General features: G+C 65.0%; 21 protein-coding genes. 8 read left to right on the top strand and 13 right to left on the bottom strand.

Annotated features, from left to right (window positions below; genetic code table 11):
• Window positions 1-165: 165 nt before the first annotated feature.
• Together B597_RS29455 and B597_RS29450 are read left to right on the top strand one after the other, a co-directional pair.
• Window positions 166-1,302, top strand: coding sequence for an ABC transporter permease (locus B597_RS29455; protein WP_024161771.1), 1,137 nt, complete (start codon window positions 166-168; stop codon window positions 1,300-1,302).
• Complete coding sequence (locus tag B597_RS29450) at window positions 1,302-2,228, top strand: ABC transporter permease (protein WP_003295301.1); 927 nt, start codon at window positions 1,302-1,304, stop codon at window positions 2,226-2,228. Before B597_RS29455 ends, B597_RS29450 begins: the two co-directional genes overlap by 1 nt.
• A gap of 12 nt (window positions 2,229-2,240) precedes the next feature.
• Here the strand turns inward: B597_RS29450 and B597_RS29445 are convergent, their stop codons facing one another.
• On the bottom strand, window positions 2,241-2,621 hold the full coding sequence (locus B597_RS29445) for a hypothetical protein (protein ID WP_024161770.1): 381 nt from the start codon (window positions 2,619-2,621) through the stop codon (window positions 2,241-2,243).
• 315 nt (window positions 2,622-2,936) lie between these two features.
• Between B597_RS29445 and B597_RS29440 the strand changes: the two genes are divergently transcribed.
• Window positions 2,937-4,235: a diguanylate cyclase gene (locus tag B597_RS29440; RefSeq protein WP_419184905.1), complete on the top strand. Its 1,299-nt coding sequence runs from the start codon at window positions 2,937-2,939 to the stop codon at window positions 4,233-4,235.
• Between the two features lie 9 nt (window positions 4,236-4,244).
• Here B597_RS29440 and B597_RS29435 read toward each other — a convergent pair whose 3' ends face one another.
• Window positions 4,245-5,075, bottom strand: coding sequence for an NYN domain-containing protein (locus B597_RS29435; RefSeq protein WP_003295298.1), 831 nt, complete (start codon window positions 5,073-5,075; stop codon window positions 4,245-4,247).
• A 128-nt stretch (window positions 5,076-5,203) separates the two neighbouring features.
• Between B597_RS29435 and B597_RS29430 the strand changes: the two genes are divergently transcribed.
• Window positions 5,204-5,932, top strand: coding sequence for a DUF1294 domain-containing protein (locus B597_RS29430; protein ID WP_003295296.1), 729 nt, complete (start codon window positions 5,204-5,206; stop codon window positions 5,930-5,932).
• 46 nt (window positions 5,933-5,978) lie between these two features.
• Here the strand turns inward: B597_RS29430 and B597_RS29425 are convergent, their stop codons facing one another.
• A complete protein-coding gene (locus B597_RS29425; RefSeq protein WP_003295295.1) occupies window positions 5,979-6,323 on the bottom strand; it encodes a zinc ribbon domain-containing protein YjdM in 345 nt (114 codons plus the stop codon).
• A 118-nt stretch (window positions 6,324-6,441) separates the two neighbouring features.
• Complete coding sequence (locus B597_RS29420) at window positions 6,442-6,945, bottom strand: acyl-CoA thioesterase (RefSeq protein ID WP_003295293.1); 504 nt, start codon at window positions 6,943-6,945, stop codon at window positions 6,442-6,444.
• 337 nt (window positions 6,946-7,282) lie between these two features.
• Here B597_RS29420 and B597_RS29415 point away from each other — a divergent pair, with 337 nt between their 5' ends.
• Window positions 7,283-7,969 carry a c-type cytochrome gene (locus B597_RS29415; RefSeq protein WP_003295292.1) on the top strand — a complete coding sequence of 229 codons (687 nt, stop codon included), beginning with the start codon at window positions 7,283-7,285 and terminating at the stop codon, window positions 7,967-7,969.
• Here B597_RS29415 and codA read toward each other — a convergent pair.
• A complete protein-coding gene (codA, locus tag B597_RS29410) occupies window positions 7,963-9,198 on the bottom strand; it encodes a cytosine deaminase (protein ID WP_003295290.1) in 1,236 nt (411 codons plus the stop codon). The genes B597_RS29415 and codA overlap by 7 nt on opposite strands.
• A gap of 15 nt (window positions 9,199-9,213) precedes the next feature.
• Entirely contained in the window at window positions 9,214-10,491 is a 1,278-nt protein-coding gene (gene codB / locus B597_RS29405) for a cytosine permease (RefSeq protein WP_003295288.1), read from the bottom strand.
• A gap of 290 nt (window positions 10,492-10,781) precedes the next feature.
• Here codB and B597_RS29400 point away from each other — a divergent pair, with 290 nt between their 5' ends.
• Both B597_RS29400 and B597_RS29395 read left to right on the top strand, forming a co-directional pair.
• A complete protein-coding gene (locus B597_RS29400; RefSeq protein ID WP_003295285.1) occupies window positions 10,782-12,320 on the top strand; it encodes a catalase in 1,539 nt (512 codons plus the stop codon).
• Between the two features lie 58 nt (window positions 12,321-12,378).
• Entirely contained in the window at window positions 12,379-12,930 is a 552-nt protein-coding gene (locus B597_RS29395; RefSeq protein WP_003295284.1) for an ankyrin repeat domain-containing protein, read from the top strand.
• A gap of 5 nt (window positions 12,931-12,935) precedes the next feature.
• On the opposite strand, the gene cynS is transcribed toward B597_RS29395, so the two are convergent.
• The 5 genes from cynS to phhA all read right to left on the bottom strand — a co-directional run bounded on the left by cynS (window position 12,936) and on the right by phhA (window position 16,908).
• A complete protein-coding gene (cynS, locus tag B597_RS29390; RefSeq protein WP_003295283.1) occupies window positions 12,936-13,385 on the bottom strand; it encodes a cyanase in 450 nt (149 codons plus the stop codon).
• Between the two features lie 83 nt (window positions 13,386-13,468).
• Window positions 13,469-14,230, bottom strand: coding sequence for a phytanoyl-CoA dioxygenase family protein (locus B597_RS29385; RefSeq protein WP_024161768.1), 762 nt, complete (start codon window positions 14,228-14,230; stop codon window positions 13,469-13,471).
• 198 nt (window positions 14,231-14,428) lie between these two features.
• Window positions 14,429-15,625 (bottom strand): amino acid aminotransferase, encoded by a 1,197-nt coding sequence (locus B597_RS29380; protein ID WP_024161767.1) that lies wholly within the window; start codon window positions 15,623-15,625, stop codon window positions 14,429-14,431.
• Window positions 15,625-15,981, bottom strand: coding sequence for a 4a-hydroxytetrahydrobiopterin dehydratase (locus B597_RS29375; protein ID WP_003293381.1), 357 nt, complete (start codon window positions 15,979-15,981; stop codon window positions 15,625-15,627). Before B597_RS29375 ends, B597_RS29380 begins: the two co-directional genes overlap by 1 nt.
• A 141-nt stretch (window positions 15,982-16,122) precedes the next feature.
• Window positions 16,123-16,908 (bottom strand): phenylalanine 4-monooxygenase, encoded by a 786-nt coding sequence (gene phhA, locus B597_RS29370; protein ID WP_003293380.1) that lies wholly within the window; start codon window positions 16,906-16,908, stop codon window positions 16,123-16,125.
• Window positions 16,909-17,158: 250 nt separating this feature from the next.
• On the opposite strand from phhA, the gene B597_RS29365 reads away from it, so the two are divergent.
• Entirely contained in the window at window positions 17,159-18,715 is a 1,557-nt protein-coding gene (locus tag B597_RS29365; RefSeq protein ID WP_003293377.1) for a sigma-54-dependent phenylalanine hydroxylase transcriptional regulator PhhR, read from the top strand.
• A 132-nt stretch (window positions 18,716-18,847) separates the two neighbouring features.
• Here B597_RS29365 and B597_RS29360 read toward each other — a convergent pair whose 3' ends face one another.
• Both B597_RS29360 and B597_RS29355 read right to left on the bottom strand, forming a co-directional pair.
• Window positions 18,848-23,020 (bottom strand): CheR family methyltransferase, encoded by a 4,173-nt coding sequence (locus B597_RS29360; protein ID WP_003293376.1) that lies wholly within the window; start codon window positions 23,018-23,020, stop codon window positions 18,848-18,850.
• A gap of 153 nt (window positions 23,021-23,173) precedes the next feature.
• The gene (locus B597_RS29355) at window positions 23,174-24,550 is read right to left on the bottom strand and encodes an L-serine ammonia-lyase (RefSeq protein ID WP_003293375.1); all 1,377 of its coding nucleotides are present in this window, start codon (window positions 24,548-24,550) and stop codon (window positions 23,174-23,176) included.
• Between the last annotated feature and the right edge of the window lie 2 nt (window positions 24,551-24,552).

Here is a 24,552-nt window from a genome sequence, read left to right as displayed (position 1 = left end):
TCTCGATGCAAATGCAGGTACCCCGGTGATGCTGATGCCCCGAGCTGTAGGGGCGAACTTGTTCGCCCAACGGCACCGCAGCCGCGTCGGGCGCAGCGTGGAGAATCGGTCGAATGAATTCGACTCTACAGGTAGCTCAACAATGCGAAGCACGCGAGGTGAGGCATGAATGAACAGGTACGCCCCGTGATGCTGGAGCAGGCCGCGCAGGTGGCGAAGCGCTCGAAGCAGCCGCTGCTGTCGCGGCGATATGCGCTGGAAATCCGCCAGCAGCTGGCCTGGCCGTGGCAGGCCCTGATCATCGGCCTTGCCCTGTTGCTGGGGCTGGGCATCTGCGCCGCGATACTGATCGCCGCCGGCGTTCCGGCCGGCGAGTTGCTCAACGAGTTCGTCGTCCTCACGGTGTTCGACGCCCAGAGCCTGAAGGCGGTGCTGTTCCAGGCCGCGCCGATGATTCTCGTCGGCCTGGCCGGCTGCATGGCGTTTCGCGCCAGGTTCTGGAACCTGGGGCTCGAGGGGCAGATGATCTGGGGGGCCATCGGCGCCACGGCGATTTCGCTGTTCGAGGTCGGCCCGCCCGCCCTGCGTCTGCCGCTGATGCTGGCCGCGGCGATCTGCTGCGGTCTGCTCTGGGCGCTGGCGCCGGTGCTGCTCAAGCTGCGGCTGAAGGTCAACGAGATCATCTCCACGCTGATGCTCAACTACCTGGCGATCAATTTCCTGCTGCACCTGCTCTACGGCAGTTGGAAGGACCCGAAGAGCTCGTTCCCTTACTCGCCGCAATTCCAGCCGTTCGAGCGCCTGCCCGAGCTATTCGACGGCATTAGCGCGGCGGTGCCGTTGGCGATCCTGGTGGCCTTGCTGGCGCTGTGGTTTCTCGGTATCTCGCGCGCCGGGCTTTACCTGCGCTTCGTCGACGCCAATCCGCGGGTGGCCGGCGCCGTGGGTGTGCCGGTGCAGAAGATGATCATCGGCACGGTGCTGGTGTCCGGCGCCATGGCCGGCATCGCCGGGTTTCTGGTGACCGCCGGGCAGGAGGGCCGGCTGACCCAGTCGTTCTACCAGGGCTACGGCTTCTCCGGCATCCTCATCGCCTTCCTGGCGCGCAACAATCCGCTTGCTGCACTGGTGGTGGCGCTGCTGATGGCGATGCTGTTCGTCGCCGGGCGCAGCCTGCAGGTGTTCTACCAGATCCCGTTTTCCATGGTGCAGCTGATCCAGGCGATCCTGGTGATCTGCGTCGCCTCGTCGGATTTCTTCATCCGCCACCGTATCCGCCGCGTTCAGGGAGGCGAAAGCTGATGGACATGATCGCCAACTGGCTCGGCAATACGCCGGACTTCGCCGTACCCTTCGCCCTCGCGGCGCTGGGGCTGATCCTCACCGAGCGCGCCGGGGTACTGGCTCTTGGCGCCGAGGGGCTGATGCTGGTCGGCGCGCTGGCCGGCATCGGCGCGCAGCTGGCCTACGGCATGCCCGGCATTTCGTTGCTGCTGGCCATGGGCGCGGCGGGGCTGGTGTCGCTGCTGTTCGCGCTGATGGTGCTGGTGCTGCGCATCAACCAGGTCATCGCCGGACTGGCGCTGGTGTTCTTCTGCCAGGGCCTGACCGGACTGCTCGGCACGCTGCTGGACTGGACCAACAAGCCGGTGAAGGGCCCGGGCGCCATCGAGCTGTGGCCGCTGTCGGAGTTGCCCGTGCTGGGCAAGCTGTTCGTGCAGAACCCGCTGGTGTTCATGACGCCGCTGATATTCGTCGGAGTGGTCTGGTTTCTCTCCCGCACCACCACCGGCCTGCGGTTGCGCGCGGTGGGCGAGAATCCGCAGGCGGCGGATGCCGCGGGGATTTCCGTGCTCGGCTATCGGCTGGCGGCGATTCTCGCCGGCTCCGCGCTGATCGGCCTGGCCGGCGCCTATATCTCGGTGCTCAGCACCAAGCTGTGGATCGCCGACATGACCGGCGGCCGCGGCTGGATCGCCGTGGCGCTGGTGATCTTCGCGCGCTGGTCGCCGTGGAAGGCACTGGCCGGTGCGCTGCTGTTCGGTTGCATCGAGGCGCTGATCCCGCAACTGGCCGCCGCCGGCGTGCGTTTGCCGCAGTACTTCGTGCTGATGACGCCCTATGCGGTGACCCTGGCGGTAATGATCTGGGTCGCCAGCGGCAGGAATGTCAGCGGTAACCAGCCGGGGGCGCTGGGCGTGCCCTTCATTCGTGAGGAACGCCGCTGACGCCCATGCAGCTCACTGTGCCGGGCTGAGTTCGCTCGAGCGGCAGGTGATTTCCGCATAGGGCCGGTCGGGCGAGTATTCGCCCGGTACCCGCTCCACGGCCTGCGAACCGGGCGCCACGGTGAAGACCGGCGGTGCCGAGGCGTCTGCCCGGGCGTCGGCCGGCACGTGGAATTCGCAGGTGATCTGGGCATCGGAGCGGTTCATCACCTTGACCGCGCGGACGCCGAGCAGCTCCCCTTCGACGCCCTCGGATCGGGCCGGCACGCCCATTGGGCTGACCTGGATATCCAGGCCCTCGAAGTGGGTCACGATCTCCGGTTCGGCTGTCCGAGCCAGGGCCAGTGGTGCGTAGAGTGCCAGGCTGCAGGCGAGAAGTAGCGGCTTGCTCATGGAAACCTCCATCGTTCGGTCACCTTTAGAAGAGGTCCTGTTCGCTCGGTTCGATTAGCGCGCCGAACAAAGGTTGCAAATCTTTAGCCCGCACCGTCCGGAGTGAAGCCGGCGAGCGTTTGGCGATAAGCCGCGCCTGGCTTGCCGCGGCGTTTCCCGCGTGTTGAACTGCTCGCATTGTCAGCGTTGCGTGCGGTCTGTTCGGGGGTCGCTTCAGTGAAAAGGTTTGCGCTCGTTGCATTGCTGGCTGTTCCCGGTGGTGTCCCGGCATCGACCGATGTAGCGCTCGAGCTGAGTGCTGCCGAGCGTGACTGGATGGACCGGAACGGGACCGTCAGCATGTGCGTCGATCCCGACTGGCTGCCCTTCGAGATGCTCAATGCCCGTGGCGAGCACGAGGGCATCGCGGCCGATCTGCTGCGGCTCGTCGCGGAGCGCACGGGGCTGCAACTGGAAGTCGTGCCGACGCGGGACTGGGACGCGTCGCTGGCAGCGTCCCAGGCGGGTCGCTGCCAGCTGTTGAGTTTTCTCAACCAGACACCGGAGCGTGATGCCTGGCTGATCTTCACGCAACCGCTGTTCACCGATACCAATGTCGTGATCGCGCGCGAGGATCATCCCTATGTGGCCGATCTGGCCGCCGTCTCGACTGCAACGGTTGCCTTGCCATCCGGCACCTCCATCGAGGAGCGCATCCGTCGCGATTACCCACGGCTGACGATCATTCGCACGGATACCGATGCCCAGGCACTGTCGCTGGTCAACGAGCGCCAGGCGGACCTGACCATCCGCTCGTTGACGGTGGCCGCCTATACCATCCGCCGTGAAGGCTGGTTCAACCTGAAGATCGCCGGGCAGCTGAACAGCGCCCACAACCAGTTCCGTATCGGCGTTTTGAAGGGCGAGCCGATACTGCGCGACATACTGGACAAGGCCATCGCCACCATCACGCCGGTGGAGTTGAATCAGATCGCCAATAGCCATGCACCGATTCGCCTGGAATCGGGCACCGACTACCGGCTGCTGGTGCAACTGGTGGTGCTGTTCTCGGTAATCCTGCTGACCAGCCTGTTCTGGATCGGGCGCCTGCGCCGGCTGAACGAGCAGCTACAGATCAAGTCTCAGACCGATCCACTTACCGGGCTGGCCAACCGCGCAGCGCTGGACGGCCGCTTCGCCATCGCCCTGGACCAGGCCTTGCGCTATCACCGGCCATTGTCGATCGTCATGCTGGATGTCGATCATTTCAAACGCATCAACGACGAGTTCGGCCACCAGCTGGGTGACCGCGTCCTTGTCCAGTTCGCAGAGTTGCTGGTGGGCTGCCTGCGTGGCGCCGATGTGGTCGGGCGCTGGGGCGGTGAAGAGTTTATGGTGCTGTGCCCGGAAACCAGTGGCCAGCAGGCGCTGGTTTTCGCCGAGCGGCTCTGTGAACAGGCGCGGGAGTTCCCGTTCGCTACCGGACAGCGGCAGACTCTGAGTGCCGGGGTGGCCGAGCTGAACGCGACGGACACGCTGGACAGCCTGCTGCGTCGTGCCGATGCCGCCCTGTATCGCGCCAAGCACGAGGGACGGGACCGGGTCTGCGGCCTGGAAGCTGCAGTGCCGTGCTGATCGCCGGCTTCAGTGCTTGCCCGGCTTGCGCAGGCGCACGTAGAGGTCCTTGCCGCCGCTGGCGCTGCTGCCGCGTGATTCCAGGTCGAAACGCCTGGGCTGGGCGGCGATCAGGTCGCTGAGCTTCTTGCAGCCGTACAGCCGCGGATCGAAGGCCGGGCGCAGCTTGCTGATGTTCTGCCCGAGGGTGCCGAGCTGGATCCAGTCGTCTTCTTCTGACAGGTCGTCGAGCACCTTGGCGATGAAGTCCACCGGTACCTGCTGGCTTTTCATCGCGTCGTTCTTTTCGCTGGCACGGGCCGGCCTGCTGCTTTCCTCGACCTGTGCGGCGGCCGCGGCGAGTTTCTCGGAAGACGGCGACTCGGCGACGACCTTCGCCGCATCGGCGCGCAGGATCTCGGTGTAGATGAACTTGTCGCAGGCGGAAACGAACGGCGAGGGCGTTTTCTGCTCGCCGAATCCGTAGACCGTCAGGCCCTCTTCGCGGATGCGCGCGGCCAGGCGGGTGAAGTCGCTGTCGCTGGAAACCAGGCAGAAACCGTCGAAGCGCCGGGTGTAGAGCAGGTCCATGGCATCGATGATCAGCGAGCTGTCGGTGGCGTTCTTGCCCGAGGTATAGGCGAACTGCTGGATCGGCTGGATGGAATAGTCGAGCAGCACCTTCTTCCAGCTGCCGAGGTTGGGTTTGGTCCAGTCGCCGTAGATACGCTTGACGCTGGCGACGCCATATTTGGCGATCTCCTCGAACAGCCCTTCGACGATGGCCGCCGGCGCGTTGTCGGCGTCGATCAAGACCGCGAGGTGTTTCTGCTTGTTCGCACTGCTGGGCTTGCTGGCCATGGTTCATCCCGGGGCTGATGATCGTCCGACCATAACGCCGACCGCCATGCCCTGGCCATAGCGGTGTGCAGCCAACGCATGCCGGGCTCGGTTAGCATGCGCGACTTTGATCACATGGATTTCGGTGCATGGAACAGCGAGGCACGCTGAAAAGCTGGAATGACCAGAAGGGCTTCGGCTTCATTCGCCCGGAGCAGGGCGGCGAGGACGTTTTCGCCCACATATCGGCCGTGCATGGCGAGCGCCGGCCACTGGTGGGCGACCGGGTGCTCTACGTGGCCGGGCGCGATCCTCAGGGGCGCCTGCGCGCCGAGCATGTGCGGCTGGATGCGCCGCTGGCACTGGACCAGCCGGCGATCCGCCAGCGCCCGGCCAGCCAGGGGCAGGCGACTCGGCAAGCGAACGCTCCGCACCCGGCCGGACGAAGCAGGGACAAACCGTCGCGGCGCCTGGTGGCCAGCGGCATTCAGTACCTGCCCGCCAAGCTGGTGGTCTTCGTCCTGCTTTGCCTGTTGCCGCTGGTGGGCAGCCTCTTGCGCCTGGGCACGGCGTTGCCGCTGGTGATCTATACCGGCGCCAGCCTGCTGACCTTCCTGCTTTATTGGCGCGACAAGCACAGCGCGCTGAAGGATCGCTGGCGCACGCCGGAAACCACGCTGCATTTCTTCGAGCTGGCCGGCGGCTGGCCGGGCGCGCTCGTGGCGCAGCAAGTGTTCCGCCACAAGACCCGCAAGCTGAGCTACCAGCTGGCATTCTGGCTCATCGTGGTGCTGCATCAGGCGTTCTGGATCGACCTGCTGTTCATCGGCAGCGGCTTCAGTCGTGAGCGTCTGGACTGGCTGTTGCGCTTGATCTGAAACGAAAAAGCCCGACGAGTCGGGCTTTTTTCGATACACGCGCGGCTCAGACTTTCCTGACGAACTCGGACTTGAGCTTCATGGCGCCGATGCCGTCGATCTTGCAATCGATGTCATGGTCGCCATCGACCAGACGGATGTTCTTGACCTTGGTGCCGACCTTGACCAGCAGCGACGAGCCCTTGACCTTGAGATCCTTGATCACGCTGACGGTGTCGCCATCCTGCAGGGTATTGCCTACCGAGTCCTTGATCACCTTGTCGCTTTCGCTCGCGGCAGCCGCGCGCTCGGTGGCGGACCACTCATGGGCGCACTCGGGACAGACCAGCATCTGGCCGTCTTCGTAGGTGTATTCGGAGTTGCATTTGGGGCAGGGCGGCAGCGAGCTCACGGCAGGTCCTCGGGGGCGGGATGCGGAAAGCCGCGCATTGTATAAGGTTTTGTGACAAATCGGGGGGCTGGCGTGGACTCCGGGCAGGCCGGAGTCCACATCGATCACCTGGGGCAGCTCAGTTCACCGCGGTGAGGCGCTCGTTGCCGGCACGCAGTTCGCTGTAGCGCTGCTCCAGCTCGCGGCGGATTTCGCGACGCTGGTAGGCCTGGGCGAAGCGGCGCTGCTGTTCGGCGGTCTTCGGGTTCAGTGGCGGTACCGGTACCGGCTTGCCGTCCTCGCCGAGGGCGACCATGGTGAAGAAGCAGCTGTTGGTGTGGCGTACGGTTTTATTGCGGATGTCTTCGGTGATGACCTTGATGCCGATTTCCATCGAGGTGGTGCCGGTGTAGTTGACCGAGGCGAGGAAGGTAACCAGTTCGCCGACATGCACGGGCTGGCGGAACACCACCTGATCCACCGAGAGGGTGACGACGTACTGCCCGGCGTAGCGGCTGGCGCAGGCGTAGGCGACTTCGTCGAGATACTTGAGCAGCGTGCCGCCATGTACGTTGCCGGAGAAATTGGCTTTGTCCGGCGTCATCAGCACGGTCATGGTCAGCTCTGCATGTCCATCTAGCATGGGGGTTACGGCTCCTCGGTGGTGAAGGGTTGCTACTTTAGTCGAATACCTCCCTGCTGTCTGGTCCATCTGGCAAAACGCTTCATCGAATTTTTCTATGGTCAATGCGGCAAAGGCGCGCACTTGCATGGTTTGGCTGTAAGGGCATGGCTTATGGCATAAATGCCGTCTTTTTTTGGCCGGCTCATGTGCGTGTGACGTGGATCACGAAAGAGGAGCGCGCCGCGCACACGGACACTTTTTGTTGACCTGTGCCGGGGTCCGCTGTCGCCGGCCTTCCTATAGTCGGCCCGCCTGAAAAACACCTACCGGCTACTTCAGTAAACGGATGTCCTCCATGCGTAAGCTCGTCCTTGCTCTGCTTGCCTGCTTCGTTCCGTTCGCCCATGCCAGCGAAGAGGTGATCGAACGATTCAACCATGTCATGGCCGACGAGCAGCGCCGTCAGCAGGCCAGCCTGGCCGGCCAGGAGCGCGCGGTGTTCTGCTCCTATTGCCATGGCGCGAACGGCAACAGCAAGCGCACGCACATTCCCAACCTGGCCGGGCAGAATCCGCTCTACCTGTTCCATGCCTTCGAGAAGTTCGCCAGCGGCGAGCGTATCGATTTCGTCATGTCCAAGCTGGCGAAGAACCTCAGCCTGGAGGAGCGGGTAAATATCGCCGTTTACTTCAGTCAGCAGAAGGTCAATCCGCCGGTAGGCACAGTGGATGCCGCGCTACGCAACACCGGGGAAAAGATCTTCCAGACCACCTGTACCGGCTGTCACGGTACTCACGCCGAAGGCATGGAAACCATGCCGCGACTGGCCGGCCAGCCCCGGGAGTACATTCGCAAGGCGTTGACGCGCTTTCGCGAGAACGATCCCAGCCGCGCCGGATCGGTGATGATCGGGGTGGCCTCCCATCTCTCCGCCGCGGACGTCGAGGCGCTGGCGGCCTATCTCTCGCAGCTGAAGCTGACGCCGGCCGAGGAGATGGCCAACATCAACCGTCTGCTCAAGACCACCGCCGCCGCTCAGTAACGCTGGATCTGCGCCGGCGTGCGGCGCATCAGCACCTCGCCATTGCGCACCGAAAGCAGGGCATGGCCCTGGGTGCGCAGCATCTCGTAGTCGTCCGGCGCCGACAGCACCAGCAGGTTGGCCGGGCGCCCCACCTCCAGCCCGTAGCGCTCGCCCAGGTCCAGCGTGCGCGCGCTGTTGTCGGTGATCAGGTCCAGGCCGCGTTGCAGGTCCTCGTAGCCGAGCATGTGGCAGATGTGCAGCCCCGCTTCGAGGATGCGCAGGATGTTGCCGTTGCCCAGCGGATACCAGGGGTCGACGATGGAATCCTGGCCGAAGCAGACGTTCATCCCGGCGCGGTCGATCTCGGCCACGCGGGTCAGGCCACGGCGCTTGGGGTAGGTGTCGAAGCGGCCCTGCAGGTGGATGCTCTCGGTCGGGCAGGAGACGAAGTTGATCTTCGACAGCTTGAGCAGGCGGAACAGCTTGGAGCAGTAGGCGTTGTCGTAGGAGCCCATCGCCGTGGTGTGGCTGGCGGTGACCCGCTGGCCCATGTCGCGTACCCGCGCCTCTTCGGCGAGCACCTCGAGAAAACGCGACTGTGGGTCATCGGTCTCGTCGCAGTGCACGTCCACCAGGCAGCCGCTGCGCTCGGCCAGGTCCATGAGGAACCTGATGGAGCTGACGCCCTGGTCGCGGGTGTTCTCGAAGTGCGGAATGCCGCCGACCACATCGGCGCCCATGGCGATCGCCTCGGTCATCAGCTCGCGACCGCCCTTGAATGATTCGATGCCCTCCTGCGGGAAGGCGACGATCTGCAGGTCGATCAGGTGGCGGGTTTCCTCGCGCACTTCGAGCATTGATTTCAGCGCCGAGAGCGTCGGGTCGGTGACGTCGACGTGGGTGCGCACGTGCTGGATGCCGTGGTCGACTAGCATGTCGATGGTCTTTTTCGCCCGCGCCTTGGTGTCCTCGTGGGTCACCAGTGCCTTGCGCTCGCCCCAGCGCTCGATGCCTTCGAATAGCGTGCCGCTCATGTTCCAGGCCGGCTCGCCAGCGGTAAGGGTGGCGTCCAGGTGGATGTGCGGCTCGATGAAGGGAGGCACCACCAGATTGCTGGCAGCGTCGATATCGCCCTGGCCGGCTCCGGCCGGCGCCTGCTGCGCGGTGATGGCGGCGATACGCGCGCCCTCCAGCTCGATGCGGTACAGACCGCTGCGGCCCCGCAGGCGGGCGTTGAGGATGTTCATGGCGACTCCTTTGGTTCAGCGTGCGTCGGGTTGATTCAGCAGCGTGCGTGAGCGGGCCATGCGCTGGCCCTCGTACAGCACGATATAGGCTGCGGCAGCCACCAGTATGCCGACGATGGGCGCCACCCAGGGTGAGAAATACGCGCAGGCCGCACCGAACACATAGGCCGCCAGGCCCAGGCTGTTGTACCTGGGCAGCCGCGCCTCGGCCAGCTTCGGATACTGGCCGCGGTGGCGGTAGAAGTAGTCGGCCATGATCACCCCTCCGATGGGCGGAATGATCGAGCCGAGCAGGATCAGGAACGGGATCAGCAGCTCGTACATGCCGCCCAGCGCCAGCAGCGTGCCGACGAAGGCGCCGCTCAAGGTGACCAGCCGGCGCCGCTCGGTACGCAACAGGTTGCAGCCGGCGGCGGCGAAGTTGTAGATGGTGTTGTCCTGGGTGGTCCAGAGATTGAGAAAGAGCATCACCACCGCGGCCATCGACAGCCCCTGCAGCACCAGCACTTCGACGATATCCGGCTGCTGGTAGACGATTGCCCCGTAGGCGCCGGCGATGATCATCAGGCCGTTGCCGATGAAGAAGCCGATCAGGCTGGCCCACACCGCGACCTTGCCGCTCCTGGCGAAGCGCGTCCAGTTGGTGGCCTGGGTCGCGCCGCTGACGAAGGTGCCGAAGATCATCGTGATGGCCATGCCGAAGGTCAGGCTGTCGCTGGGCTGCACCGCAAGCAGGCCGTCCAGGCCACCACTGTCGCGCGTGGCGATCCACAGCGAGGTGAGCAGCAGCACCAGCATCGCCGGCACGGCAATGCGCGAAAGCAGGTCGAGGCCCTTGTAGCCGACGAAGGCGGTGAGGCAGAAACCGAAGCCGAACAGCACCATCAGCGGCATCGTCCAGCCTTGCGGCAGCTCCAGCAGACGCACCAGGACGATGGCGATAGTCGCCGTGCCCCAGGCGTACCAGCCGATCTGGGTGAAACCGAGCAGGAAGTCGGACAGCCGGCTGCCGACTTCGCCGAAGCAGAAGCGCCCCATCAGCACCGAGTTCAGCCCGCTGCGACAGGCGATCAGGCCGAGTGCGGCGGCATAGGCGCCGAGCAGCAGATTGCCGATCACCGCTGCCCAGAGCATGGTCTTGAAGTCGAAGGCGAGGCCGATTTTGCCGCCGGCGAACATGGTGGCGGTGAAGAAGGTGAAGCCGAACAGCAGGATTGAGGTGGACCACAGCCCCTTGCGCGCGCCGGCGGGCACTTCGCTCAGGGGGTAGTCGGTATCGACGGGCTGGTTCATGTTGGATGCTCCGCAAGGTGGATGCAGCCGCAGTGCAGATGCCATGCCATTGCTGACCGATCAGCCAACTCGGCGTGCTGGTACGAGGGTCGCTCTGATTGTTGGTTCATGTCGGTGCACGGGCCGGGTGAACTGAACCGCGATGGCCCCTTTAGCGCGAAACTCCACCAAACGGAGCGACATTCTTTCTATGGCGGCATTCGGCTTATTCAATTGGGGCATTAATAGGCGCTCCCTTAGGCTTCTTTTCCGCGTCCTGGACGCGATTAGAAATCAGAAGAGGAAGACTCATGTCCCCGTATCAACTGCGCTCCGCGCCCGCGAGCCTTGCTCTCGGCGTTCTTTGCGCGAGCCTGCTTGCACTTTCTGCCCACGCTGCCCCGCTGACCCGCGACAACGGCGCGCCGGTCGGCAACAACCAGAACTCCCAAACCGCCGGCCCCAACGGCCCGACCCTGCTGCAGGACGTGCAATTGCTGCAGAAGCTGCAGCGCTTCGGTCGCGAGCGCGTCCCCGAGCGTGTCGTGCATGCCCGCGGCACCGGTGCCCACGGTGAGTTCACCGCCACCGAAGACATCTCCGACCTGACCCTGGCCAAGGTCTTCGAGAAGGGCAGCAGCACACCGGTGTTCGTCCGCTTCTCCACCGTGGTTCACGGCCTGCACTCGCCGGAAACCCTGCGCGACCCGCGCGGCTTCGCCACCAAGTTCTACACCGCCGATGGCAACTGGGACCTGGTCGGCAACAACTTCCCGACCTTCTTCATCCGCGACGCCATCAAGTTCCCGGACATGGTCCACTCGTTCAAGCCGGACCCGCGCACCAACCTGGATGACGACAGCCGCCGCTTCGACTTCCTCTCGCACCACCCGGAAGCCACCCGCACCCTGACCCTGCTGTACTCCAACCAGGGCACCCCGGCCAGCTACCGGATGATGGACGGCAACGGTGTGCACGCCTACAAGTTCGTCAACGAACAGGCCGAAACACATTACGTGAAGTTCCGCTGGAAGAGCCTGCAGGGCCTGAAGAACCTCGACCCGAAAGAGAACGAGGCGATGCAGGGCAAGGACTACAGCCACCTGTCACGTGACCTGGTCACCGCCATCGACAACGGCGACTACCCCAAGTGGGACCTGATGATCCAGGTGCTCAAGCCGCAGGATCTGGCCAGGTTCGACTTCGATCCGCTGGACGCCACCAAGATCTGGCCTGATGTGCCCGAGCGCAAGATCGGTCAGATGGTGTTGAACAGGAACCCGGACAACATCTTCCAGGAAACCGAGCAGGTCGCCATGGCGCCGGCCAATCTGGTGCCGGGTATCGAGCCGTCCGAGGACCGCCTGCTGCAGGGCCGTCTGTTCTCCTACGCCGACACCCAGATGTACCGCGTCGGTGCCAATGGCATGAGCCTGCCGATCAACCGTCCGAAGGTGCCGGTCAACAACGGCAACCAGGACGGCCAGCTGAACGCCGGCCACACCACCAGCAGCGTCAACTACCAGCCGAGCCGCCGCGAGAACCGCGAGGAAACCCCGCGCGCCATCTACAGCAAGCTGCCGCTGAGCGGTACCACCCAGCAGGCGCCGATCCAGCGTCAGCAGAACTTCAAGCAGGCCGGCGATCTGTACCGCTCGTTCAGCAAGAAGGAGCAGACCGACCTGATCAACACCCTGGGTGGCGAGCTGGCCAAGGCTGACGACGAGGCCAGGCACATCCTGCTGTCGTTCTTCTACAAGGCTGATCACGAGTACGGCGAGGGCCTGACCAAGGTGGCCAAGGCCGACCTCAAGCGGGTCAAGGCGCTAGCGGCCGAGCTGCAGGACTAAGCGGTTGTTTTTTACCCGGGTCGGGCGATGGCCCGGGTCTTTTTATCGTGGAGGCAACATGAAAGGTCTTTGGCTGATGGCAGTTCTGCTGTTGGGCAGCGCGGCCGCCCTGGCCGATGGGCCACTGGCGAATGCCGCTGACACGCCCGAAGCGGTCCAGCAGCAGTTGCGCGATTACTTCTTCAACGCCGCACGTTTCGGCGATAGCGAGATCCTCGACGAATTCATCCAGGCCGGCTACGACCTGAACACGGCGGATGACAAGGGTTATACCGCGCTGATCCTGGCGGCCTATAACGGCCATGGCGATACGGTGGAGCGCCTGCTCGCCGCCGGTGCCGATGCCTGCGCCGAAGACAAGCGCGGCAACACTGCGCTGCTCGGCGCCATATTCAAGGGCGAGCTCGGCATTGCCAAACGCCTGCTGGCAACCGAGTGCGATCCCAACCAGCGCAACAATGCCGGGCAGACGCCGGCGATGTACGCCGCACTGTTCCAGCGCGAGGCATTGCTCGAGGCGCTGCGCGAACGCGGTGCGGACCTCAATGCTGCCGATCCGCTGGGCAACAGCGTCCAAAGCCTAGCGCGTGGCGAAATCCGTACTCGCTGAACGGCTCAGTAACTCTTGTAGGGCAGGAACTTGCCGGACAGCACCACATTGACGCGATCGCCCTTGGGATCGTGCTCGCGCTGGATGTCCATGGAGAAATCGATGGCGCTCATGATGCCGTCGCCGAATTCCTCGTGGATCAGCTCCTTGATGGTGGTGCCGTAGACGTTGACCAGCTCGTACCAGCGATAGATCAGCGGATCGGTCGGCACCGCGGTGGGCAGCGAGCCCTTGTAGGGGGCGATCTGCAGCCAGGCGACGGCCTCGTCGGAGAGTTCGAAGAGCTGCCCCAGGGTTTCCGCCTGGGCCTTGTCGAAGGCCATCTGACCGAGGCAACCGGCGGTGGTCCACTCCTTGGACATGCCGATGCTGTCGGCGACATGCGTCCACTTCAGGCCCTTGCGCACCTTGGCGGCGACGATCATCTGGGTGACCTGTTCACGACTGCTGATCATGGCGAATCCTCATCTGGCGAATGCGAGTCAATGGCCGCGCGGGCGCGGCGGGCCTCGGTCGATGCAGGTTCGGTGCCAGGGGTTCAGTCGTACTCGGCCGCCTCGTGCTCGCCGAGCAGGCGGCGCTGGCGCGGCGTGGCGGCGGCCAGCACCTCGGGGTTGAAGCTGAAGTGCAGGTAGGGCGAGAACTTCTGCGCCACCATGCGTCGGCCGTAGTGGATCTGCAGCAGGTAGCGGCTGCGCCCGGCGCTGCGGTTGCGACTGCCGGCGTGCCAGAGATCGCTGCGAAAGAACAGCACGTCGCCGGCCTGGCACAGCACCGGCTCGGCCGCGCGGCCATGCCACCGCGTTTCGCCCGGGCGCGGCTTGCGCCCGGCGCGGTGGCTGCCGGGAATTACCAGCGTCGGGCAGAGGTCGGCGTCGATGTCCTCCAGGTACAGGTGCGCGGTGCAGACCTGCATCGGCAGATCGAAGGCCGGATCGGCCAGCAGGCTTTCCGGTAGCTCCATGGCCAGGTAGTCGGCATGCAGCTCGCCGCCGATGAAGCCCGGGCGGCTGCGCCAGGCGGTCTGGCCGATGATGTGGCAATCCGCGCCGAGCGCTGCCTCGGCCAGTTCGATCACCCCGGGCAGATCGAGAAAGCGCAGCCAGAACGGCGAGCGGTTGAAAACGCACTTGTAGTGGTCGTCGACCAGGCCCTGGTAATCCCAGTGGATCGGTTCGAGCCGGTCGATGGCCTCGTGCAGTTCGGTGATCGTCGGCGGGTCGATCACGCTGCGCAGCAGCACGAAGCCCTGTTCATGCAGGGCGGCGAGCAGTTGCTGGAGGTCGCTGGAATCAGGCATGGCGGTAATCGGGCGGACGACTGCCGCTCAGCATAGGCAGCAGCGGCGCACGTTGAAAGCCAGCGGAAAGCTTGCCGCCTTATCGTGCCGGTGCTGCTTCGGCAGCCTGCTGTGTGGTCACGAGCCGCGCAACTGTCTCCTCGCCCCGGCGCACCCGGCGACGTCGCCAGAAGCGGCGTCACCGGCGCGCACCTTCGTTCAGCCCTGCACCACTCGCGCGATGGCCTTGGCCAGGTCGTCCAGACGCTCGGCATCCAGCCCGGCGACATTGGCCCGACCGCTTTCCAGCAGATACACCGAGTCCTCGGCGCGTAGCCGGCGTACCTGCTCGGCGGTGAGGCCGGTGTAGGAGAACATCCCCCGCTGCCCGGCGATATGCGCGAAGCGCTCGGCCAGGCCATAGGGCGTCAGCGCCTCGACCAGGCCATGGCGCAGCCCGGCGATGCGCTGGCGCATGCGCTCCACCTCGTCCTGCCAGACCTGCCGCAGCGGTTCGTCGGCCAGGATCGTCGCCACCACCGCGGCGCCGTGGGCCGGTGGCGTCGACCAGAGGTTGCGGGCCAGCGACGCGAGCTGGCTGCGCACGTCGAGCAGGCGCTCGGCATCGCGGGTGATGGCGATCAACGCGCCAGTGCGTTCGCGATAGAGGCCGAAGTTCTTCGAGCAGGAGCTGGTGATGAGCATTTCCGGCAGCGATTCGGCGAACAGCCGTACTGCCCAGGCGTCCTCTTCCAGGCCATCGCCAAAGCCCTGGTAGGCGAAGTCGAACAGCGGCAGCAGCTCGCGTGCGCGCACCACCTCCAGCACCCGCAGCCAGTCGGCGTGATTCAGGTCGAAGCCGGTGGGGTTGTGGCAGCAGGCGTGCAGCAGCACCATGTCTCCAGGCGGCACCTGTTGCAGCGTGGCGAGCATGCCGTCGACATCGAGGCGGTTGTCGGCACCGACGTAGGGGTAGTGCTGCACGCGCAGGCCGGCGGCGGCGAACAGGGTTTCGTGGATCGGCCAGGTCGGATCGCTCAGCCAGATGCTGCGACCGGCGAGGCATTTGGCGATGAACTCGCCGGCCAGGCGCAGCGCGCCGGTGCCGCCCGGCGCCTGGGTGCAGCCGGCGCGCTGTTCGCCGAGGGCGATGTCGCGGCTACCGAGCACCTGGCGCAGCAAGAGGGCACCGAACTGGGCGTCGCCGTGGCCGCCGATGTAGCTCTTGGTCTGCTCACTGTCGACCAGGCGCTGCTCGGCCAGCTTCACCGCGCGCGGGATCGGCGTCAGGCCCTGGGTATCCTTGTAGACGCCGACGCCCAGGTCGAGCTTGGCCGGGTTCGGATCGGCGCGATACAGGTCCATCAGGCCGAGGATCGGATCGCCGGGCACGCGGGGAATCTGGCCGAAGTGCATTACTTGCGGCCCTCCGCGTTGCTGGCCACCTGGTCGGTGCGTGCAGCCATGATGAAGTCGTTGCGGTGCAGGCCGCGCATCTCGTGGCTCCACCAGGTCACGGTGACCTTGCCCCACTCGGTGAGCAGGGCGGGATGGTGGCCGACTTCCTCGGCTATGGCGCCGACTGCGTTGGTAAAGGCCAGGGCGTGGCGGAAGTTGCGGAACAGGAAGACACGCTCCAGCTCCATGTGGTCGCCGCGCACTTCGATGTTCCAGTCGGGGATTTCGCGGATCAGCTCGGCCAGTTCTTCATCGGACACTTTGGGTGCATCGGCGCGGCAGGCTTCGCATTGGGCTTGGGCGAGGGCGGTCATGGTGTAGGTCCCTTTCTTGATGATTGAAGTCGTTCGAAGGTTGAAGCTTAGGCAAGGTGGTGGGCTGAAGCCCACCCTACAGAACAAGATGGCGCCCGTAGGGTGGGCTTCAGCCCACCACGAGCATCACACAGGGCCGGATCACGCCGCCTTGGGCGGAAACTTCGGCTGGTGCAGGCCCAGGCGCATGGCCTCGCGCACCATCGCCATGATGTCCTGTTGTGCCAGGTCGAACAGCTGCTTGAAGTCCGGCAGAACGAAATACAGCGGCTGCAGGATGTCGATGCGATAGGGCGTGCGCATGGCTTCCATGGCATCGAACGGCTGCCGCTCCGGCTCGGCGGACAGGCTGTAGCGCGTCTCCTTCGGCGAGGAGAGGATGCCGCCGCCGTAAATGCGCAGCCTGGCTGGGGCGTCCACCAGGCCGAACTCCACGGTCATCCAGTACAGCCGTGCGAGGTACACCCGTTCCTCCTTGCTGGCTTTCAAGCCGAGCTGGCCGTAGGTGTGGGTGAATTCGGCGAACCAGGGATTGGTCAGCAGCGGGCAGTGGCCGAAGATCTCGTGGAAGATGTCCGGCTCCTGCAGGTAATCCAGCTCTTCCGGCGTGCGGATGAAGGTGGCGACCGGGAAGCGCTTGCTGGCCAAGAGTTCGAAAAAGCGCTGGAAGGGGATCAGCGCCGGCACGCGCTCGACCTGCCAACCGGTGCTGGCGGCCAGCACGCGATTGATCTCGCCGAGCTGCGGGATGCGCTCGCGGGGCAGGGCGAGTTGCTCGAGGCCGTCGAGGTATTCCTGGCAGGCGCGCCCGTCGAGCAGCTTCAGCTGCCGCTCGACCAGCGTCCGCCATACCGCATGTTCGGCGTCGGGGTAATGAATGTGCCCCTGCGCGTCCGGTTCGCGGGCTACGTAGTGGGTCGTCTTCATCGGTACTCCTGGCCGCCTGGGCATCTTGTTGTTGCCCTCATTCGAACGCGAAGACGCACCCTCGACGAGTCCCTCTGTGGCGCAATGTCGCACCGTACACGGCGTTGTCTGTAAGGAAAATCTGACGTTTTCGCCAGGGGCCGGATCGGCGGCATTGCAAGACGGCTCGTCTGGCAAATAATCTTGACGAAAATTTGCGGTGCTCGAACGAAGCGCCGCCAGCCCCACAACAAAACAACAGGGCTTCGCCATGCGTATCAAGATCCTTTGCCAGAACCGCGTCGGCATCCTGCGCGACATGCTCAACCTGCTGGTCGACTACGGTATCAACGTCGCCCGCGGCGAGGTCGGCGGCGAGCAGGGCAACGCCGTCTACCTGCACTGCCCCAACCTGATGAACCTGCAACTGCAGGCGCTGCGACCGAAGATCGAGGCGCTGCCCGGCGTGTTCGAGCTGCGCAAGGTCAGCCTGATGCCCAGTGAGCGGCATTCGCTGGAGCTCAATGCGCTGCTCGGTGCGCTGGAGTTTCCCGTGCTGTCGATCGACATGAGCGGCGCCATCGTCGCCGCCAACCGCGCCGCCGCCCAACTGCTCGGCGTGCGCGTCGACGAGGTGCCGGGCATGAGCCTGTCGCGCTACGCCGAGGACTTCGACCTGCCCGAGCTGGTGCGCGCCAACAAGGCGCGTATCAACGGCCTGCGGGTGAAGATCAAGGGCGACGTGTTCCTCGCCGACATCGCCCCGCTGCAATCCGAACACGACGACAGCGAGGCGCTGGCCGGCGCGGTGCTGACCCTGCATCGCGCCGATCGGGTCGGCGAACGCATCTATCAGGTGCGCAAGCAGGAGCTGCGCGGCTTCGACAGCATCTTCCAGAGCTCGAAAGTGATGGCCGCGGTGGTGCGCGAGGCGCGGCGCATGGCGCCACTCGATGCGCCGCTGCTGATCGAAGGCGAGACCGGCACTGGCAAGGAGCTGCTGGCGCGCGCCTGTCATCTGTCCAGCCCGCGCGGGCAGTCGCCGTTCATGGCGCTCAACTGCGCCGGCCTGCCGGAGTCGATGGCCGAGACCGAGCTGTTCGGCTACGGCCCCGGTGCCTTCGAGGGCGCTCGCCCGGAAGGCAAGCTCGGCCTGCTGGAACTGACCGCCGGCGGCACGCTGTTTCTCGATGGCGTCGGCGAGATGAGCCCGCGGCTGCAGGCCAAGCTGCTGCGCTTTCTGCAGGACGGCGGTTTCCGTCGGGTCGGCAGCGACGAGGAGGTCTATCTCGATGTGCGGGTGATCTGCGCGACCCAGCTCGATCTGTCCGAACTCTGTGCCAGCGGGCAGTTCCGCCAGGATCTGTATCACCGCCTCAACGTACTGTCGCTGCATATCCCGCCGCTGCGCGATTGCCTCGACGGCCTGCAGCCGCTGGCGCTGCACTTCATCGACCAGGCCAGCCGGCAGATCGGCTGCGCGCTGCCGACGCTTTCACCGCAGGCGCTGGAGCGGCTGGCCGGCTACCACTGGCCGGGCAATGTGCGGCAGCTGGAGAACACCCTGTTCCAGGCGGTTTCGCTGTGCGAGGGCGGCAGCATCAAGCCCGAGCACATCCGCCTGCCGGGCTACGGCGCCGCGCAGCCGCTGGGCGATTTCTCCCTGGAAGGCGATCTGGCGAGCATCGTCGGGCGCTTCGAGAAGGCGGTGCTCGAAGGGCTGTACAAGCAGTTTCCGAGCAGCCGCCAACTGGGCAAGCGCCTTGGGGTGTCGCACACCACCATCGCCAACAAGCTGCGTGAATACGGAGTCGGCAGGGAGGGCTGACGGGTGCCGGCTGGCGCAAACGCGCCGCATCGCGGTTTGATCGCAGCCCATGCTGCGCTTCGCCGCACACGGTACTCCCCGGCACGGTCTCCCATGCGGTAGGGGGGAGCCATCGACCCTCTGTGGGCAGGCTCAGTGCACCATCTGGGTCACCGCGTCGATCAGCGCCTGCAGGTCGATAGGTTTGCGCAGGTGCAGGGTAAAGCCCGCAGCCTTGGCCTTTTCCACGTCGCGCAGCGTGCCGTAGCCGGTCAGCGCGATGCTTGGTGTGTCGGCATTGGTCGCGTCCCGGCGAATCTCGCTCATCATCTTGTGGCCGTCGACGACCGGCATGCCGATGTCGGAGAGGATCACGTCGAAACGCGCTTGCCGGGCCAGCTCTATGCCTCGGGCGCCGCCGTCGGCGGTGGTCACGTTCGCGCCTTCGCTCTCCAGCAGCTCGCACAGGGTATCGAGGATCTCCGGCGAGTCGTCCACCAGCAGGATGTCGATGCCGAGCAATGCTCCCGGCTCGTTGGCGTTGGCCAGTTCGTTGAGTGCCAGTTCGGTCTGCAGGTGTATCGGCAGCCAGACGCTGAAGCGTGCGCCGCGGCCGGGCCCTTCGGAGAAGGCTTCGATACGCCCGCCGTGTTCCTCGACCAACTGCCTGACCAGCGCCAGGCCGATGCCCAGGCCATGCTTGGCGCGCTGGGCGTGCTGCATCTCGGCCTGGCCGAACATGTCGAACATCTTGGGCAGGAAGTCGGCGGATATACCTTCACCGGTGTCGATCACGTCCAGGCGCGCCTGATCGCCGTCGCGCTCGAGCTCCATGCAGATGCGGTCGCCGGCCTTGGTGAATTTCCAGGCGTTGTTAAGCAGGTTCCAGATGATCTGTTCCAGTCGCGTGGTGTCGGCGCGAACGAACACCGGTTGCTCCGGCTTGAGGGTTTCGAACGTGACGCCCTCGGCCTGGGCCAGTGGGCTGAACACGGCCTCGATGCTATCGAATACATCCTGATACACCAGCGTGGCGAGGTTCAGCTTCAGCTTGCCGGTGCGGATGCGCGACACATCCATCAGGTCGTCGATGATTCGTGACTGGCTGCGTACCGCGTTCTGGATCGCCTGCGTGGCCTTGTGCAGCGTCGGCGTGTTCTTCGCCGCCTGAGAGCGCGCGATCAGATCGGCATTGAGCTGGATGAGGTTGAGCGCATGCTTGAGCTCATGGGAGAGCACGGCAAAGAATTCATCTTTCTTCTGGTTGGCCGCCTGGATGATCTGCAGCTCGTTTTGCTGGTGGTTGCTGCGTTGCCGGTCCTCGGTGACGTCGCGGGCGATCTTGGCGAAGCCGGTGGTCTCGCGGTCGTTGTTCACCAGCGGGTTGACCAGGCCGCTGAAGAAGCAGCGCGTGCCGTCCCGGCGCCTGTGCCAGCGCTCGTCGGTGGCCTGGCCCTGTTCCAGGGCACGTTTGCGCTCGGCTTCTGGTATGCCGGCCAGACGGTCCTCTTCGGTGTAGATAATCCCGATGTTGCGGCCGATCACTTCCTCTTCCCGGTAGCCGAAGATGTAAGCGGCGCCGCGATTCCAGCTGGTGATCAGCCCGTCGCAATCCATCGTGATCAGCGCATAGCCCTTGGTGCTCTGCGCCAGCAGGCGCAGGTGATCCTCGCCGGCGCGCAGCTGCTCTTCTGCACGGCGCCGGTCGCTGATGTCGATGAAGGTCAGCACGGCGCCCTGGATGCGATCATCCTGTGTGCGGTAGGGCAGGAAGCGCGCCAGGTACCAGTGGTCGCCGTCTTGATTGCAGATCTCGCGCTCGACCAGATGCAGCGCTTCGAAGGCTTCAGTGGCGTCCCTGTACATCTGCGGATAATCGAGGCGGTGGGTGATGTCCAGCAGAGAGCGGCCGGCATCGGCGCCGATCACGTTGAAGATGTCCCGCGTCCGGGGCGTGAACCACTTGATGTGCATCTCGCGGTCGACGAACAGAGTGGCGATGTCCGTCGAGGAGATCAGGTTCTGCAGGTCGTCGTTGATCTTGCTGGTTTCGTCGACCTTGGTCTTGAGTTCGAAGTTGACCGTGGTGAGCTCTTCGTTGATCGACTGCAGCTCTTCCCTGCTGGTTTCCTGTTCCTCGGTGGCCGAGCGCAACTCTTCGTTGATCGCCTGCAGTTCTTCGTTCGACGCACGCAGTTCATCGTGCGTGGCTTCCGAGTGTTCCAGGGTCACGCGCAGCTGCTCCTTGGTCCGCTGCAGTTCGGATTCCAGCTGGAGCAGCACGCTGTCCTTGATGTCGGGATTTTCCAGCGTGTCGCCATCCATGCAATCTTCGACTTCGTCGAAGATCACCAGCATGTATTCATCGCCAGCTGCCTTGTCCTGGAAGGGGCGCACGACCATGTTCACATAGTAGTGCCGGTCATCGCGCTCCAGCTTCACCCGTCGTGCCTCGACGCTCTTGCCGGTGTGGCTGGCCTGGCACAGGGCCGTGCGCAGCTCCGAGCGCAACTGCGGATGGACCAGGGTCGTCAGGTCCAGCGAGGGCTCGCCGCCGACGTAGCGCAGGAAATTTCCGGCGCGGTCGGACATGTGCACGATTTCGGATTTGCGATCGATGATCACGCTGGGCGGGGCGTACTGTTCGAGCGCCTGCTGGTGTACCTCGGCGAACGAGCGCCTGCGGCTGTTCCCGGGCGGCTGGCTGAGCGGCGCCTTGTGCCGTCGTTCGGACGTCAGCGCCTGGAAGTGATCGGCGGGGGCGCGGCGGGTGCCGGGGTCCAGGGCGATTGCGCGGTAGATGCGGTTCTTCTTGTCCACCGGTTCGAACAGTTGGCCGCAGGCGTCGGCGGTCTCCGAGCTGCCGAGGAACAGGTAGCCGCCGGGGTTGAGGGCGAAGTGGAACATGCGCAGCACTTCGACCTGGATATTCCGGTCCAGGTAGATCATCAGGTTGCGACAGGAAATCAGGTCGAGCCGGGAGAAGGGCGGGTCTCGCAGAATATCGTGGCGGGCGAAGAGGATGCGCTCGCGCAGCTCCTTGCGCATGCGGTAGTGATACTGCTGCCTGATGAAATACTGGCGCAGGCGGCTGGGGGGCACATCGCTCACGATGGCCTCCGGGTAGAGGCCGGCGCGCGCGACTTCCAGCGCACGGTCGTCGATATCGGTGGCGAACAGCTGCAGATGGATGGCGCTGTCGGGCTCGCTCAGTCGGGCCTGGTCGGAGAAGAGCATGCCCAGCGAGTAGGCTTCCTCACCACTCGAGCAGGCCGCGGCCCAGATCCGCAGGGACTTGTCCTCGGCATTCGCTTTCTCCTCGAACAGCGCCGGGATGATGTCGCGCTCCAGCGCCTCGAAGGCTTCCCGGTCGCGAAAGAAATTGGTCACGCCGATCAGCATGTCTGCCAGCAGTGCAGGGGTTTCCTCGGGTCGCCCCTGCAGATATCTGGCATAGGCGGGCATGTCCGCTACCGCGTTGACCTGCATGCGCCGTTCGATGCGGCGCAGCACGGTGGCTTGCTTGTAATGCCGGAAGTCGTGACCGGTCCGGCTGTGTAGCAGTTCGAGGATCTCGCGCAACGCCAGTTGGTCGGGCCTGGACTGGCTATGGGCGTGTTCGTCTTCGATACGGCCCTGATCCGTGCCGGCCTGCTCGGTTTCGCCGGGTTGCGGCATGGGTTGGCTTCGAGCGATGAGCGACGCCAGGTTGCCGCCGAGCTCCATCAGGCGCTGCGGCATTTCCGCTACCGGCAACACGATATCGACCATGCCGGTTTCGATGGCGCGCAGCGGCATCGAGCCATACTCGGCATCTTCGGGGCTCTGCGCCAGGGTGATACCGCCCTGCTCCTTGATGCGCGACAGTCCGACCGAACCATCCGCCCCGCTGCCGGACAGTACGATGCCGATGGCGTGGGTGTGGTGCACATCGGCCAGGGCACGGAAGAACCGGTCGATGGCCACCGGCGCCCCGCGCCTGCGCGTGGGTTTCTGCAGGCGCAGGTACCCATCGTTCATCGACAGATCCATCGCCGGCGGGATCACGTAGACGTGGTTGCGCTCGATGGACACCGGTTGGGTGACTTGCCGCACGGGCATCCGGGTGACGTTCTGGAGAATCTTGTCGACGTTGCTCTCGTGCCTGGGCGACAGGTGCATGATGACCACGAATGCCATCCCACAGTCGTTGGGCATGTGTTCGAAAAAGGTCATCAGTGCCTGCAAGCCGCCCGCCGAGGCACCTATGCCTACCACGGGATACTGCAGCGTGCTTCGGGCCAGGTTGGTGTTCTTCGACGTGGATGGCTCTGGGCCGGTATTCATCGGCATTTCGGCATTGTGATGGGCTGTGCGCGTTCGATGGAGTAGGTAAAGGCGGCTCGGTGGCTTGCGTTCTGTTGCCCCGACCATACCGCCCTGGGGCGGTAAAGTCTCGCCCTGGCCATTACCGCCGCCCATGGTGGCAGTTTGCTCGTTTTAACATTCGATGATGTTGACTGCCAGCCCGCCGCGGGCGGTTTCCTTGTATTTGCTCTTCATGTCGGCGCCGGTCTGGCGCATGGTGCGGATCACCTTGTCCAGCGAGATGAAATGCCGGCCGTCGCCGCGCAGTGCCATGCGCGCGGCATTGATGGCCTTTACCGCGCCCATGGCGTTGCGCTCGATGCAGGGCACCTGCACCAGCCCGCCGACCGGGTCGCAGGTGAGCCCGAGGTTGTGCTCCATGCCGATCTCGGCGGCGTTCTCCACCTGCTGGGGCGTGCCGCCGAGCACCTCGCACAGCGCTCCGGCACCCATCGAGCAGGCGACGCCCACTTCGCCCTGGCAACCCACTTCGGCGCCGGAGATCGAGGCGTTTTCCTTGTAGAGGATGCCGATGGCCGCGGCAGTGAGCAGGAAGCGCACCACGCCGTCCGCGTCGGCGCCCGGCACGAAGCGCGTGTAATAGTGCAGCAGCGCCGGGATGATGCCGGCGGCGCCGTTGGTCGGGGCGGTGACCACACGCCCGCCGCTGGCATTCTCCTCGTTCACCGCCAGCGCATAGAGATCGACCCAGTCGAGCACGTTGAGCGCATCGCGCAGGTTGGCTTCGGGATGCTCGCTGAGCTGGCGGTAGAGCCCGGCCGCGCGCCGGCGAACCTTGAGCCCGCCAGGCATCACGCCTTCGGTGCGGCAGCCGGTGGTCACGCAGTCCTGCATCACCTGCCAGATCTCCAGCAACTTGCCGTGTGTCTGCTCGGGCGGGCGCCAGGCGGCTTCGTTGGCCTGCATCAGCTGGCTGATGCTCAGCCCGTGAGCGGCGCAGTGGGCGAGGAGCTCGGCGGCGCTGTGGAAGGGGTAGGGCAGCGGGGTACGATCCTCGACGATGCGGTCGCTGCCGGCCGCCTGCTCGTCGACGACGAAACCGCCACCCACCGAGTAGTACTCGCGGCTGCGCATTTGCAGCCCGGCGGCGTCGAAGGCGCGGAAGATCAGGCCGTTGGGGTGGAAGGGCAGCGGCTTGCGGATGAAGGCGAGCTGCCGTTTGCTATCGAAGGGAACGGCTCGCTCACCCAGCAGGCGCAGTTCCCCGCGCTCGCGTATCGCCGCCAGTCGCGATGCAATGGCGGCGGTGTCCACCGACTCCGGGCGCTCGCCTTCCAGCCCGAGCAGTACCGCCTTGTCGCTGCCGTGGCCCTTGCCGGTGGCACCGAGCGAACCGTACAGCTCGACCCTGACACCGGCAGTGGCCGCCATCAGTCCGTCGTCGCGCAGCCCTTCGGCAAAGCGCAGGGCGGCGCGCATCGGCCCGACCGTATGCGAGCTGGACGGACCGATGCCGATCTTGAACAGGTCGAAAACGCTGAGCGACATGC

Origin of the sequence: Stutzerimonas stutzeri KOS6, from assembly GCF_000307775.2 — a bacterium.
Classification (GTDB): Bacteria; Pseudomonadota; Gammaproteobacteria; order Pseudomonadales; family Pseudomonadaceae; genus Stutzerimonas; species Stutzerimonas stutzeri_B.
Note: the sequence above shows the minus strand (reverse complement) of the source record. Positions and strands in the feature narration are given on the sequence as shown.